The sequence below is a fragment of the Prosthecobacter sp. genome (genome assembly GCF_044222565.1).
Classification (GTDB): Bacteria; Verrucomicrobiota; Verrucomicrobiia; order Verrucomicrobiales; family Verrucomicrobiaceae; genus Prosthecobacter.
Genome location: NZ_JBGANA010000021.1, coordinates 25,666 through 38,777, shown reverse-complemented (window position 1 = coordinate 38,777; position 13,112 = coordinate 25,666). Strand labels below are relative to the sequence as shown.

Here is a 13,112-nt window from a genome sequence, read left to right as displayed (position 1 = left end):
ACACTTTCCTTCTCTCATGTGCGGACGCCTGAATCAGAACCAGCTGCTTTCTCTGGAGAAAAAGGAGCTCAAAATGGAGCGCCGGCTCAAGAAAGCGAAGGAGGACAAAAAGTCCGGCCTGCTGGTGCTCAACAACATCTGCCCCACGGATTACGCCGATGTGCTGAGGCTGGAGGACGGCGTGCTCTGCGGCGAGCGCATGCGTTTTGGCCTGGTGCCCGGCTGGGCCAAAGGCACCAAGGCGGAGGCCGGCAAAAAATTCGTCCACACCTTCAATGCGCGCTGCGAGAGCATCTTTGAGCTGGCATCCTTTCGCGGCCCCATCCTGCGCCAGCGCTGCCTTGTCCCTGTGCGCGGCTGGCATGAGTGGCCGGACCGCAAAACGCCCTACTTCATACACCGGACAGACGATGCACCCGTTCTGCTCGCGGGCATCTGGGATGTCTGGGAGAGCCCCTTCCCGGAGGATGTTGAAAGCGGTCCCGTCATCACCTCCATGAGCGTGGTCACCACGCCCCCCGGGCGCTACATGGCGAAGTTTCACGACCGCAGCCCGCTGATTCTCGATGACGAAGCAGCCCTCGCGTGGCTGCAGCCCGGCCTGAAAGCCGAAGACCTCCGCGCCCTCTTCACCCCCAGCGAGAGCGAATACCTCGAAGCCTACCGCGTCTCCACCGCCGCCAATCAGGCCCGCAACAAGAGCGAAGAAGTGCTCCAGCCGATCGCTCCCCCCGTGCCCCAGCATGGCACCGAACCCCTCGCACCGCTGCCTGCAGAAGATCCAGTCCACCCCCTCCTCCCCGGCCTCTCCTCATAAAACCCCACGTGCAGGAAAAACGGGGTCAGGCAAAAAATGGAGCATCCGACAGCCCGCCCTTGTGGGAAAACATGCCCGGCATCTTTGGTTTGCCAGCGAGTGGCCCGATGTCTCCCCTATTGGGTGATTTTCTCGGCAGTCATGTCCTCGTTCTTATAGCTCTTGCCTTTCATTTTCCCTTCCTTGGCGGGCAGGTCGAACTCTGCCCAAGCTCCGTTCGAATAATCGACACGAAGGGTGTTCCCGACAATTTTCCATTTACCGGGAATTTGGGGTGAGACGACAGTTCCATCGCGCAGAAGTTCTTTATTCATGGCGAAATCCCCGGCTTTGAATATCCACCGTCCGACCAAGGCGTTCTCCCATTCCATGTTCCGCGGGCTGGACGTGCCAGCATCTGCCGCCTCTTGCTTCTTCGGTTCCGTGGCAGTGGTGGCATCGGTCATCTTCACCAGCCCTTCGCGTAGTTGCTTCACCTGGAGGGCGCCCTCCACATTCTGGGCTGCGGTCAGTTCATCCTGAATCTGCCCCAGTCCTTTGTCATAACGCAGCTTGGCGTCTGCCAGGCTCCTCTTCATGGCTGGCTCGATCTTGGCCAGTTCGCTCTTGTAGGCGCTATAGACGTTTTTGAGGGAGTCAGGTGGTGGTGATTCCGCACCTGTCAGCAAGAGCCCTTTCTCGATGCGTTCCAAGTCTGCCTTGATTCGCACCAGGGTATCCAAATCCTTCTTCTTTGCCGCCATGGTGCTCTCTCGCTCCAGGGCTGGTTTGACTTTGGCATTCAGCGCTTTGAGACCTTCTTCATACGGAGTCTTCACATTTTTGAGCACAAAGGAATCAAAGCCCGACTTCAGAGCCTCCAGGCGCTGTTGGATATCCAGAGGCAGGGCTGCAGGTTCCGCTGCATGCACTCCCCATGCCGCTGCCAGGGCATGGATCGCGAGAAGGGCCGGGCGAAGCATATTTCTCAAATGGCTCATGGGCCTAAGAAGCTCAATCCAAGCCTCTAGTCAAAGACGCTTTGGAACTTCCTGTATCATCGCGTTTCCGCCGTCTCTTGGGAAAACATGCCCGACATGAAAGGCACTCAATAAGACAGCTTTTCGTTGGTTCACAATGCCCGCAACACTGCGTTTTCTTGCGGTGGTGAACCACTCTTTGCTCACCCCGCACCGCGACACACCAGCCCTGAATGGGCTGCGGATTACAGCCCAGGGTCAGCCGAGCCTCAGCGAGGCGACCCTGGGTATTGCAGCAAGCCAGCGGAAAGCAAACCCAAGACTCCGCCACGGCCCACGCCCACCAGCAGCGTCTGCAAAGTGCTCCGCCACGAGCCGGACGTGCCGAAGCTCCAAAACCAACGAACTTCGTCCTTAACTGAATGCCATTCATGCCCGGCATCCTTTCTCCATATCGCGGGCCGTAACTTATAACTTTAAACCTGTCACTTCAAACTAGCTTCCCCCGTCACGCCTTGGCCTCCGTCTTCACCAGCTCATCGCACAGCGCCTGGGAGGCCCGTGTGTCGGCATGGCTCCTGCCCAGGACCTTCTTCCGGCCTTCCAGGGCGCGTCTGGCATGGGAGAGCGCATCGGAGATTTTGTTTTGAGCGGCCAGGCATTTCGCCAGGCTGTGGCATGCGCTCAGAGTGTCCGGATCTTCAGCGCCCAGCGCATGCTCGCATGCCGGAAGCACCGCACGGCACTCCTTTTCAGCCTCAGCCAGTTTTTCTTGATCACGCAGGAAGGAGACCAGCCGCCTGCGTGCCCGCAGAGTGGCGCGGTCCGTCGCGCCGAGCACGCGTGTCCGCAGCAGAATCAGACTGCGGCATTCCTTTTCCGCCTCCGCGTATTTGGCCTGATCACTCAGCGCTTCCATGAGTTCTGCCTTGGCGCTCAGAGTCTCGAGGCTCTCCTTGCCAAAGGCTTTCGCCACATGGGGCAGCGCCGCCCTTGTCTGCGTTTCAGCCTCCGCATGCCTGCCCTGTTTAGTGAGGATCTCGGCCAGCATCATTCCAACCTCCGCCGCAAGCCGATCGTCAGGTCCCAGCGCGTGCTCGAGCCGCGGCAGCAGCACGCGGCATTCCCTTTCTGCCTCCTTCACTTTCCCCAGACGCCACAGCGCCTTGACGTAATTGCTGCGCGACTGCAGCGTGAGTTGATCTTCAGCCCCGAGCACGCGCTCCTCCACTGGGATCAGTCCGCGCAGCAGCTTCTCGGCCTCCGCGTCCTTGCCTTGTGCATCCAGTGCCGCACCGATGGAGTTTTGACAATTCAGCGTGCGGGGATGTTCAGCGCCGAAGACCTTGGCCATGGCGGGTTGCAGCTTGCGCAGAAAAGCCTCCGCCTCCGCGCTTCTCCCGTTCTGGCAGGTGATGGCCTGTCCCTGCAGCAGGCGTGCGTTGAGAGTTTTCTTGTCCTCCGCGCCGAACTTCTGCGTCCACTCCGCCACCAGCGCCTGTGCCGCCTTTTCCGCCTCGGCATCTTTGCCCGCATCCATCAGAGCCACCACGCCCTCGTAAGCTTTGTCCTCAGCACTTTTCTTCTCCCCATGGGCCGCACCACAGCAGGCAAAAAAAATCATCAGGAGGCAGGCAGGAGCAAAAGGCGTCTTCATAGTCAGTCAGCGCACAGGCACAAAGGTTGGGCGGCCCGAATAAACGAAGCACTCGATGGCCTGTCGATCAAAAAAATAGATCAAAAGGAGCATGGCTTGTTCTCCGCCACGTCGAGGTCTTTGACCACGGCGGCATAAGCCTTCTCGCCGATGTCCCCCGCCGAATCCTCTGCGCCCAATCGATGTGCGCTGTTAGTGGAAAGGAAGAACAAGGCCACGCTAACGAGAGAGACAAAAAGGCTGTATGGCAGCGGTGCCAGCGCGGTCTCCGCCGAAACTTTCAGCGAGGGATAAAGAATCCCCAGAGTGCAAGCGGCCCCTCTTTGCAGCCGCCTCTTCTCAAACAGCCACGATCTGCTCCCTCAGCCCCCTGCGAGTCACGCTACAAACCCCGGGGGCTGAAACAGCAGAGACCGTCAGTCCTCAGCGCGAGGGCTGTTTATAAGGCACATGCTCGATGGAATAATGAGTCTGCCCGTTCTTTTGTTCCTTGATCAGTTTGCCCAGCTTAAAGGGGCCGTTGCTTCCATGATACACACGGTTTGCGGGGTCCGACGTGGGGGGGCGACGCTCAGAGTTGTCATTGCCTCCTTCAAGCTGGGCATCCCTCATGCTGCGTGCCACATTCGTGCCTCTATGTGCATCTATAAATTTTGTCCTGGCCGCTTGCTCATCATCTCCTGTGGATGCCTCATCGCCTCCCATGTGCCAGCCTAACTCCACACTGCTGGAGGGTTTTTCCCCCCTGTTTTTTTCCCCTTCAATGTTGCCAAACAGGTGGCCGCCAGCGATGGCTTGCCCCATCCGTTTAAAAAAGCCAGGAGGCTTCGGGGCATCTTCCGAGCCGTGCATGTGATGCCGCGCGCGGGCTGGGAGACGCTTGCCATTGGGAGCGCGTGGAGTGAGGAAGAGACTGCCGGGTGTATAGTGCGGGTTCATGAAAACACACCTTGGGTCCGGTTTTCAGAGCGCAAGACATTTCATGCTATTTATTGCTAGTTCCTCCCATGAAGCAGCACCCTGGCCCCCTTCGTCACCGCCACCTCCGCCGCTCACGCCTTCGCTTTCGCTTTCGCCGTCAGTTTCACAAGTTCATCCACCATGTCCTGGGCCGACTGCAAATCCGCATTGCCTTTTCCAAGCACTTTCCGATAGCCCGCCAGCGCACGCTGCGCGTAGGGCAGGGCCTCGGCGTACTTGCCCTGCTTGCTCAGCGCCACCGCCAGGCCGTGGCAGGCGCGGAGGGTTTTGAGGTCCTTCGGGCCGTGCACACGCTCGCAGAGCGGCAGCATCTCGCGGTATTCCTTCTCCGCCTCAGCCGTTTTTCCCTGCCGGGAGAGGAGAGCGCCAAAGTTTCCGCGTGCCGTCAGCGTGTAGGGATGCTCCGGCCCTAGCGCGCGCGTCTCTGTGGCGATGAGGCGGCGCAGATTCTTCTCCGCCTCCGCATACCGGCCCTGCGCACTCACGGCCAGAATCAGTTCCAGCTCAAACTCCAGCGTGTCCTGGTGCTCCCTGCCAGAGGCCTTCGCCAGCCTGGACAGCACCTTGCGCATCAGCGGCTCCGCCTCCGCATCCCGGCCCTCCGCCTGGAGCCACTCCGCCAGCGTGATGCCAGCATCCAGTGCCGTCTCATTGCCAGCGCCCAGCACACGCTCGGTGGTGGTCATCACCTCGCGGATCTCCTTTTCGGCCTCCGCCTTTTTCCCCTCCTTGTACAAAACGATGGCAAAGTAATAGCGCTTCACCAGCGCCCCCTCAGACTCCGCGCCGTATACCCGCGCATAGGCTGGCAGCAGCGCGCGATATTCCTTTTCCGCCTCTGCCAGCTTCCCCTGCTCAGTCAGCGCACGGGCCAGGCGACCGCGTGTCTCCAGTGTGGCGAGGTCTTCAGCGCCCAGCACCTTGGTCTGCAGCGGGATGAGGCGGCGGCACTCCTTTTCGGCCTCCGCGTTTTTGTCCAGCGTGATCAGTGTGGCGATGATGCCGGCCCGGCAGCGCAGCGTCTCACGATCCTCAGCGCCGCAGATCTTGGTCAGCACCGGCAGCAGCGCGCGCAGCTGTGTTTGCGCTTCAGTCTCCTGGTCCAGCAACATCAGGGACTCCGCCAGCAGCAGGCGCGCCCGCAGCGTCTCCCTGTCCTCCGCGCCCAGTGCCTGCGTGCGTGCCTCCACCAGGGCCTGCGCGGCCTTGATGGCCTTGCTTTCCTTGCCCGTCGTCTGCAGTGCCGCGGCAGCATCGTAGGCTTTCGCGCTGATGTCCGCCGCCGCCTCCAAGGCGCCGAGAGTGGAAAAAAAGACGACACAGACAAGCAGTGGCTTCATGCAGGGCAGAAAAAGGTTAGGTTCCCGGAGTAAAGGAAGCGACGAGGCAGGTGGCAAGCTCCATCGCATAGGTCCCTGTCCTATTCTTGGGCTGCTGCCGCTGCTGTTGCCCTGGTTCCGCTTTTCAGAACACAAATGATCGGATACCACTTTATATCACATCACATGACTGCCAGGAGCGGGACCATCCTGAATCCTTGGTTTCGCGAAGGATGTGAAGCCAGACTCGGAAACCACTTGTCGAACACTGATGAAAGAAAAATGAGGTCAGAAAAATGGGAAAAACGGGGTGCAAAAAATGGACGAAATGCAGTGCGCTTTGAAGCAGCAACTCATCCACGAGTTAAGTCTGTCAATGTGACAAAAATTGCCTGGCCCCGGTTTCCCGCAGTTCCCTAATAATTCTTGTAGAAGTAGTACAGCACACCGCTTTTGCCGTCGGCATTGGGAGAAAGCATGTAAAGGCGTGTGCTATGCATATCTGGCCGGTGAAGGATCACGGCCTTGTCGTTCATTTTCAGCCGCGTTGCATCCACCTTTCTTCCACGAGGGGGGGCACCGGAACCGTGAATGGGCGCGCCTTTCATGAACTCGTCAATGTTGAATGGCTTGGCCTTCGGGTCTGCATCCGCCTTGTCTTCAGCTTCAAGTATAAGATCAACGGTGCCTTTCCAGGTCTTTTCATCAATTTTGCCTGTCGTCCATGGGTTCAGCATGGGATGGCCGCCGGATTCGAGCCGGGTCCACTCTTCAGGAGTCAGTTGAATGGATGCCTGGATCACGTCGAAGTACCCCCGGATGCCATCATAAATCCCATCGACCTGATACTCTTTAAGTGTTTTGAATTTGAGGCCCGTCAGCCCGGCATGCGCCGCCAGCTCTTCCCAGCTCAGAAGGTTCTCCGACTGCTGGCGCTGGGTGGCCGGGTGCTCCTCGGCTGGCGCAGGAAAGACTGCGCAAAAAATAACTGCGACTGCGATGATACTGCAGTATGGGAGACTCGTTTTCATCACCACAGTGTAAGGGCGGCACCCCTCACAGCAAAGCCAAAAGTACAAGGCGATCTTGCGGGGCAGGCGCGGCTATGGGACTGGTTCGGCTGTGGGGCTTGGCGCGGCTATGGGACTTGGCGTAATCTTTCTAACCTTAAAAGGGCCGCCGGGCTTTTCCTGATAAAATTCAAGCGTCATAGTCTCGTAGGGGGCTTCAACATCAAGGTAAACGGGGTCAGGGTGGAATGCCACTTACTTAAGGCCACTTATCGACGTGTTTTCGTCTGTATTTACCAGGACGAAGTCAACCATTGGCTCCGTCATTGAGGATTGCGCAATCGACTGACACGCATGGAGAGCACGTGCTTGCAGGAGCCGGGGCGTTGCGTGCGGCGGAGACACATGCTGCCTGCTTCGGCGTGGCGGGAGGACGCTGCTGGGGGGACGCGGTGTGTGAAGAAGGCGCTGGATTTGCTGCCCTGCTGCTGGTGCTGAACCCAGGGCGGCGCTCGCCAAGGCTCGCTGGCCCTGGGCTACGCTAGGCCGCACCTTCGGTGCTAAAAGCTGGAGGCAAAGCTGACGACAACCCAACTTAATCACGTGCCACGTCAGTCGATTGTGCAACTCTCAATAAGTAAGTGCCATTTGGGTCTGGGTGCAAAGGATTGACAAACAAAGAATTTCATAACCAGTGCTCTACTGTCAAGTATCTGCACCCTGACACTGTTTCCCCCTTCAGTTAAGACAGCTTTTCGTTGGTTCACAATGCCAGCAACTCTGCGTTTTCTTGCGGTGGTGAAGCACTCTTTGATCACCCCGCTCCGCGACACACCAGCCCTGAATGGGCTGCGGATTACAGCCCAGGGTCAGCCGAGCCTCAGCGAGTCGACCCTGGGTACGGCAGCAAGCCAGCGGAAAGCAAACCCAAGACTCCGCCACGGCCCACGCCCACCAGCAGCGTCTGCAAAGAGCTCCGCCACGAGCCGAACGTGCCGAAGCTCCAAAACCAACGAACTTCGTCCTTAACAGAGTGCCATTCATGCCCGGCATCTTTTCTGGAAGCTGCCGCCGTGCTGTCCCGCTCACGCCTTTGCCTTCGCTTTCAGCTTCACGAGTTCATCCACCATCTCCCGGGCCGCACTACATCGCCACTTCAGCCTTCGGCACGGTTTCTGTCAGCTGTTTGACCAAGGCAGACGCCTTTTCAGGGGAACTCTTGAGGGCTTTTTGCGCAACACCGATGGCGGACTGAATTTTAGGTGTGGCCAGATTTGGATTCTTCTTCATCTCCTCCAAAACCTCGCTCACATGCTCCAGGGAGACCTTCCATCCTGAAACCTCCTTCGGCGTGCTTTCGCGCTCAATCGAACATTCGCCATGGCTGTGGTTGCATGGCTCCGTTACCTCTCAAGCTATCGATAAGTAATGTCCTGCCACTCGATCACCAGTCCACGCGACCTGATCCCGAACACTGGACGTGCCTCAAAGCTCCAGACGTCCTCAGCCAGCACCTTTCTAATGTCAGCTTCATCCACGCCAGCCAGTAAGACAGCGACCCTATTTATGTTACGACTATGAGTATGACTATGAATTGTAAGTGCATTGCAACGTCTGGCATATGATATCCTCCGGATATTTATTTGAGAATGCCAGGTGCCTTTAATCTCGGGGAACAGCAAAATAGGTGGAGGTTCTGCTGAAGCAGGCTTTCTCTCGACCAGTAGTTTTTTGAGCGAGTCAGCCTCCGTGGGATACACGCCCAAAAAGTCTGCCACTCCCCATCCGAAGACGGTGTTGCGCACACTTGATGGCAGGATGCAGTATGAAGTAACACCCATGACCAGCACCGCTGTCAGCGTGATAACATGATAAAACAGAGGCAAGACCACATCCGGGATATCCGTGGGCTTTTTCTTGCGGAAAACAGGGGTCGCGCTCAATGCCGCCACCAGCGTTGTAAAAGCCAGCACGGCATAGCTTTGAGCGTCGGTGAATTCGAGCGCTAGATCGGCCTCTCCAAATTTCCACCCGTGAAAATAATCCATCAAAAAACCCAGGGCCAAGCCTGAACCCAGGGCTGCCAGAAGCAACCCGCCGAAAAGAAGTTTGGCACCCGGTTTTATCATGCCGGAAACCTTAGTTTCATCATGACGAGAACGTCAAACTTTAGTTTGAAGGATCACGGCGGCGTTCTGGAGCCGCTCCTCATGAAGAAGAGTTTTGAATGCGGGGTCTTCCTCCACTGCTTTCGTGGCTTTGCGGCAGGGGCGGGTGTCATGAGATTCCAGCCCTTTTGGCGCGCATCTGCATATTTGTAGCCGACCCAAAACCAGATTTGCCGGTCTAAGTTTAAAGTTTTCATTTTCGAGGGGATCTCCGCGAACCAGGCGATTAGAAATAGCCGCGCATGAAGCTCGATATACCCCGCAATTCGAATCCACTGTCCAACGACATAATAATTGATCTCCCATCCAAAATAGGGGTCAGAACGGCCCCTCGCCATGAAATCTAAAAAGGGATTTTTAAACTTATTGAGGCTTGCGCAATAAGCTGACACGATCGGAATTCGATTGAGGGGGATGATGCGGGGAGGCAGCGACTGCGTGGCGGAATGGCGAGGCAGACGCTGCTGGAGGGTGCGGTGTGTAAAGAAGGCGCTGGGTTTGCTTTCCTGAAGGATGCACCACGTACCAGGGTAGCCTCGCCGAGGCTCGGCAACCCTTCGCTATGATACGGAAGGCCCTTGGCCTTCAAGGCAGAGGTGTCAGTCTATTGCGCAAGTCTCAATAGGTTTCGAGCTTTTCTCGAGAGAAAAACCAAAACCTCGAAACCCCTCATAGCCCTTATGGTATTCCCTGTTGAAAACATGTCCGGCATGATTGGCAGTCAGTTATTGAGAGTTGCACAATCGACTGACGTGGCACCCGATTAAGTCGGGTTATCGTCGGCTTTGCCTCCAGGATTTAGCACCGAAGGTGCGGCCTAGCGTAGCCCTGGGCAAAGCGAGCCTTGGCGAGCGCCGCCCAGGGTTCAGCACCAGCAGCAGCAGGGCAGCAAAGCCAGCGCCTTCTTCACACACCGCGTCCCCCAGCAGCGTCCTCCCGCCACGCCGAAGCAGGCAGCCTGTGTCTCCGCCGCACGCAGCGTCCCGGCTCCTCCATGCACATGTGCTCCATGCGTGTCAGTCTATTGCGCACTCCTCAATAAGTAAGTGCCATTCCACCCTGACACTGTTGCCCCCTCCGTTAAGACAGCTTTTCGTTGGTTCACAATACCAGCAACTCTGCGTTTTCTTGCGGTGGTGAACCACTCTTTGCTCACCCCGCTCCGCGACACACCAGCCCTGAAGGGGCTGCGGAATACAGCCCAGGGTCAGCCGAGCCTCAGCGAGGCAACCCTGGGTAGGGCAGCACGCAAGCGGAAAGCAAACCCAAGACTTCGCCACGGCCCACGCCCACCAGCAGCGTCTGCAAAGAGCTCCGCCACGAGCCGGACGTGCCGAAGCTCCAAAACCAACGAACTTCGTCCTTAACTGAGTGCCATTCATGCCAGGCATTCCTTGGCTTTCCGGGATCATCCAAACTCCATGTCGATGTATTGTGGAACGGGAGTGACGACGAGGGGGAGGTAGCGCGGGCAATCCTGCCCGCGAAGGGCGCGCACGCCACGGTCAGGATGGCCCGTGCTGCTGCCGGCTTGCGATGGGAGTCCGCCGTCTCACCAGGAAACGCTTCTTTTAAACCCGAACTCCGCCTCGTCCTTCGGGCGTTTGAAGTAAGGTTTCAGCCAGGGGCTCAGCCATTTGGGCGGTCTTGAAGTCCTCTCCACGGGGCTTGCGGCCTCGTCAAATCCCAGGGAAACCGGCGTTGCCGCCTCAGGCCGAAGCACACGCGCACCCGCCGCTTTTTCAGCGACCGGTTCCGCATCCGAAGAGCGGGGAAAAGGGAGGAGGCTGGGGGAATGGCCGGGACGTTTCATGACGCACCCCTTGGGCCGCTCCCTGAGAGCGCAAATGGTTTCATGCTATTTAATAGCATGCCATGGCACCAAGAAAAAACAGCATGGAAGAAGCCCCAACTACAAACTTTTAACGCCGGAAACGGAAATGACGACCTGCGAAGCCGGTGAGACGAGGCAGACGAACGAAGCGAGCCCGCAGGGGGATTGATCGCTAACCAATCCACGGAACAATCCGAAAATGAGACAAGAAACCCAGTCCCTTGGACCGCTCTTTTGAGCGAGCGGTTTGCACAGATCCCTTTCCGGGTATTCCGCAGTCCACCCATCCCGGTTTCAGGTTAACCTCTCGCTTTAAACTCTAAACTTTAAACTTTAAACTTTAAACTTTAAACCTGGAACCACTACGCCCTCTTCGCGCCCTTCATCAGCTCATCCACCAGCTTCTGCGCGGCCTGGGTTTCGGAGTCATTCTGGCCAAGAGTTTTGAGTCTTCCGGCCAGGGCACGTTTCGCGTAGGGCAGGGCTTCGGCGGTCTTGTCCTGGTCCCGCAGGATCACAGCCAGGGTGAAGCAGGTGTCCAGCGTGTCCGCATGCTCCGGGCCGCGGGACCGCTCCTGCGCCGTCAGCAGGGCACGGTACTCCTTCACCGCTTCATCCTTCTTTCCCAGTTGCAGCAGCGTATCGGCCAGATTGCCATGAATGCGCAGCGTGTCCGCATCCTCCGCGCCCAGCATGCGCACCGCGGTGGGCAGCAGGCGGCGCAGTTGCGTCTCAGCCTCCGCATCTTTGCCCTGATAGTGCAGCGCCGCCAGCAGCTCAGACTCGCAGCGCAGCGTCACGCCGTCCTCCGCGCCAAACACGCTCGCGATCACCGGCAGCAGCGGGCGCAGCACCGCCTCCGCCTCCGGTTCCTTGTCCTCGCTGTTTAAAATGCTGCCCAGCAGCAGCCGCGCATGCAGCGTGGCGCGCGGCTCGGAGGCAGCGGGCTCTGCCACCGGCAGCGCCAGGCGCAGCTCCTTCTCTGCCTCCGCCGCGCGGCCCAGGGCCTGCAGCGGATAGGCCATCTTTCGGCGCGCGTCCCGCAGCATCTCGGTCTGCGGCGGGCTCATGCCCTGCAGGTCTGCTACCAGCTCGTGGTAGGCTTTCACGGACTCCTCCAGGCTGCCGCGCTCGCACAGCAGATCCGCAAAATGCAGGCGCGCCAGCAGCGTCTTGGGGCTTTCCGCGCCATGCACACGGGCGCACAGCGGCAGCACCGCGCGATACTCCGCCTCCGCCTCCTCTCGCTTGCCCGCGGCAAAGAGGATCTCCGCAAAATTCAGCCGCGCGCTCAGCGTCACCGTGCTCTCCGCACCCAGCGCCTTGGCGCACAGCGGCAGCAGCGCCCGGCTCTCCTTTTCCGCCTCCGCCTGCTTTGCCGGGCCGTCCTGATTCGTCAGCGCCAGCGCCAGATTGATCCGTGCCGAAAGAGTGGCCCGGTCCTCCGGTCCCAGCACCCGTGCCAGCGTCGGGATCAGGCGGCAGTACTCCTGCTCCGCCTCCGCATGGCGCCCCTGCGCGGAGTAGGTGAAGAGAAGGTACCTGTGGCAGTCCAGAGTCTCCGGATCCTCCGCGCCAGCCACACGCGAAAGCAGCGGCAGCAGCGCGTGCAGCTCCTTCTCAGCCTCCGCATACTGCCCCAGGTCAAACGTGGCCCGCGCCAGCAGAAACCGCGCGCTCAGCGTCCGCCTGTCCTCCGCGCCCAGCGCCTTGGTGCGCGACTGCACCAGCGCCCGCGCCGCCTTCGCAGCCTCCTCCGGCTTTCCCGCCTTCAGCAGGTCCATGGCCTCACCCTCAGCCTTATCATCGGCGCCCGCCGCCTTGCCCTCGGCCTTCGCCGTGGCAGCCTCCTTCGCGCCCTTTTCCGCCCCCATCAGACGCGACATTCCTCCTCCTACCATGAAATGCCAGATGACAGTAGCGACAAAAAAACGAGCGGCGGGGTGTTTCATACGCGGTGCAGAGGTGGTCAGTCAGCCAAAGTAAATAGGCGTCGTAGGGCCGACGCAAGATGAAAGGAAAAAACAAGAAGCCCGCATGCTCCATCACGTGCAGCAGAGCCCGCGCCTCGGTTTCCGCCCCGGCGTCCTTGTTCCGCCGGATCCCCATCTCCAGGAGTTTCATTCTGGCCAGCAACGTCTCACGATGCTCCGCACCCAGCTTTTGCGTGCGTGCCTCCACCAACTCCTGCAGGGCCATCTCCGCCTCGGAAAGCCTGCCCGCATCCTTCAGCTCCATCGCCGCATCATACGCCCTCTGGCTGATGTCCGGCGCGGGCTCTGCCGCGATGCACCAGGCACCGAAAAGGCAGACAAGCATGGCAGTCAGGGCTTTCACAGGAGCAGAGTTTGATTCCCTCCCGGAATG

General features: G+C 59.0%; 12 protein-coding genes. 1 reads left to right on the top strand and 11 read right to left on the bottom strand.

Annotation, left to right across the window (positions count from 1 at the left end; translation table 11 throughout):
* Nucleotides 1-16 precede the first annotated feature (16 nt).
* Nucleotides 17-817: an SOS response-associated peptidase gene (locus tag ACILSR_RS24925; protein WP_395752522.1), complete on the top strand. Its 801-nt coding sequence runs from the start codon at nt 17-19 to the stop codon at nt 815-817.
* A 116-nt stretch (nt 818-933) separates the two neighbouring features.
* Here the strand turns inward: ACILSR_RS24925 and ACILSR_RS24920 are convergent, their stop codons facing one another.
* From ACILSR_RS24920 to ACILSR_RS24870, 11 genes are all read right to left on the bottom strand, one after another.
* Nucleotides 934-1,779 carry a hypothetical protein gene (locus ACILSR_RS24920; RefSeq protein ID WP_395752521.1) on the bottom strand — a complete coding sequence of 282 codons (846 nt, stop codon included), beginning with the start codon at nt 1,777-1,779 and terminating at the stop codon, nt 934-936.
* A gap of 505 nt (nt 1,780-2,284) precedes the next feature.
* Nucleotides 2,285-3,433, bottom strand: a complete 1,149-nt coding sequence (locus ACILSR_RS24915; protein ID WP_395752520.1) for a tetratricopeptide repeat protein — start codon at nt 3,431-3,433, stop codon at nt 2,285-2,287.
* An 80-nt stretch (nt 3,434-3,513) separates the two neighbouring features.
* Nucleotides 3,514-3,651 (bottom strand): hypothetical protein, encoded by a 138-nt coding sequence (locus ACILSR_RS24910; RefSeq protein WP_395752519.1) that lies wholly within the window; start codon nt 3,649-3,651, stop codon nt 3,514-3,516.
* A 205-nt stretch (nt 3,652-3,856) separates the two neighbouring features.
* On the bottom strand, nt 3,857-4,285 hold the full coding sequence (locus tag ACILSR_RS24905) for a hypothetical protein (RefSeq protein WP_395752518.1): 429 nt from the start codon (nt 4,283-4,285) through the stop codon (nt 3,857-3,859).
* A gap of 200 nt (nt 4,286-4,485) precedes the next feature.
* Nucleotides 4,486-5,754, bottom strand: a complete 1,269-nt coding sequence (locus tag ACILSR_RS24900; protein ID WP_395752517.1) for a tetratricopeptide repeat protein — start codon at nt 5,752-5,754, stop codon at nt 4,486-4,488.
* Between the two features lie 395 nt (nt 5,755-6,149).
* Nucleotides 6,150-6,770: a hypothetical protein gene (locus ACILSR_RS24895; RefSeq protein ID WP_395752516.1), complete on the bottom strand. Its 621-nt coding sequence runs from the start codon at nt 6,768-6,770 to the stop codon at nt 6,150-6,152.
* Nucleotides 6,771-7,886: 1,116 nt separating this feature from the next.
* On the bottom strand, nt 7,887-8,033 hold the full coding sequence (locus ACILSR_RS24890) for a hypothetical protein (protein WP_395752515.1): 147 nt from the start codon (nt 8,031-8,033) through the stop codon (nt 7,887-7,889).
* Nucleotides 8,034-8,158: 125 nt separating this feature from the next.
* Nucleotides 8,159-8,872, bottom strand: coding sequence for a hypothetical protein (locus ACILSR_RS24885; RefSeq protein WP_395752514.1), 714 nt, complete (start codon nt 8,870-8,872; stop codon nt 8,159-8,161).
* A 53-nt stretch (nt 8,873-8,925) separates the two neighbouring features.
* Entirely contained in the window at nt 8,926-9,303 is a 378-nt protein-coding gene (locus ACILSR_RS24880) for a hypothetical protein (RefSeq protein ID WP_395752513.1), read from the bottom strand.
* A gap of 1,804 nt (nt 9,304-11,107) precedes the next feature.
* Complete coding sequence (locus tag ACILSR_RS24875) at nt 11,108-12,631, bottom strand: tetratricopeptide repeat protein (RefSeq protein ID WP_395752512.1); 1,524 nt, start codon at nt 12,629-12,631, stop codon at nt 11,108-11,110.
* Nucleotides 12,549-13,064, bottom strand: a complete 516-nt coding sequence (locus ACILSR_RS24870) for a hypothetical protein (RefSeq protein ID WP_395752511.1) — start codon at nt 13,062-13,064, stop codon at nt 12,549-12,551. The genes ACILSR_RS24875 and ACILSR_RS24870 overlap by 83 nt, the downstream gene beginning before the upstream one ends.
* Nucleotides 13,065-13,112: the final 48 nt, after the last annotated feature.

Bases quoted from the DNA above. Each gene is read 5' to 3' on its own strand.
- ACILSR_RS24925 (WP_395752522.1), top strand. From the start codon at position 17: ATGTGCGGACGCCTGAATCAGAACCAGCTGCTTTCTCTGGAGAAAAAG.
- ACILSR_RS24920 (WP_395752521.1), bottom strand. From the start codon at position 1,779: ATGCTTCGCCCGGCCCTTCTCGCGATCCATGCCCTGGCAGCGGCATGG.
- ACILSR_RS24915 (WP_395752520.1), bottom strand. From the start codon at position 3,433: ATGAAGACGCCTTTTGCTCCTGCCTGCCTCCTGATGATTTTTTTTGCC.
- ACILSR_RS24905 (WP_395752518.1), bottom strand. From the start codon at position 4,285: ATGCACGGCTCGGAAGATGCCCCGAAGCCTCCTGGCTTTTTTAAACGG.
- ACILSR_RS24900 (WP_395752517.1), bottom strand. From the start codon at position 5,754: ATGAAGCCACTGCTTGTCTGTGTCGTCTTTTTTTCCACTCTCGGCGCC.
- ACILSR_RS24890 (WP_395752515.1), bottom strand. From the start codon at position 8,033: ATGAAGAAGAATCCAAATCTGGCCACACCTAAAATTCAGTCCGCCATC.
- ACILSR_RS24885 (WP_395752514.1), bottom strand. From the start codon at position 8,872: ATGATAAAACCGGGTGCCAAACTTCTTTTCGGCGGGTTGCTTCTGGCA.
- ACILSR_RS24875 (WP_395752512.1), bottom strand. From the start codon at position 12,631: ATGTCGCGTCTGATGGGGGCGGAAAAGGGCGCGAAGGAGGCTGCCACG.
- ACILSR_RS24870 (WP_395752511.1), bottom strand. From the start codon at position 13,064: ATGCTTGTCTGCCTTTTCGGTGCCTGGTGCATCGCGGCAGAGCCCGCG.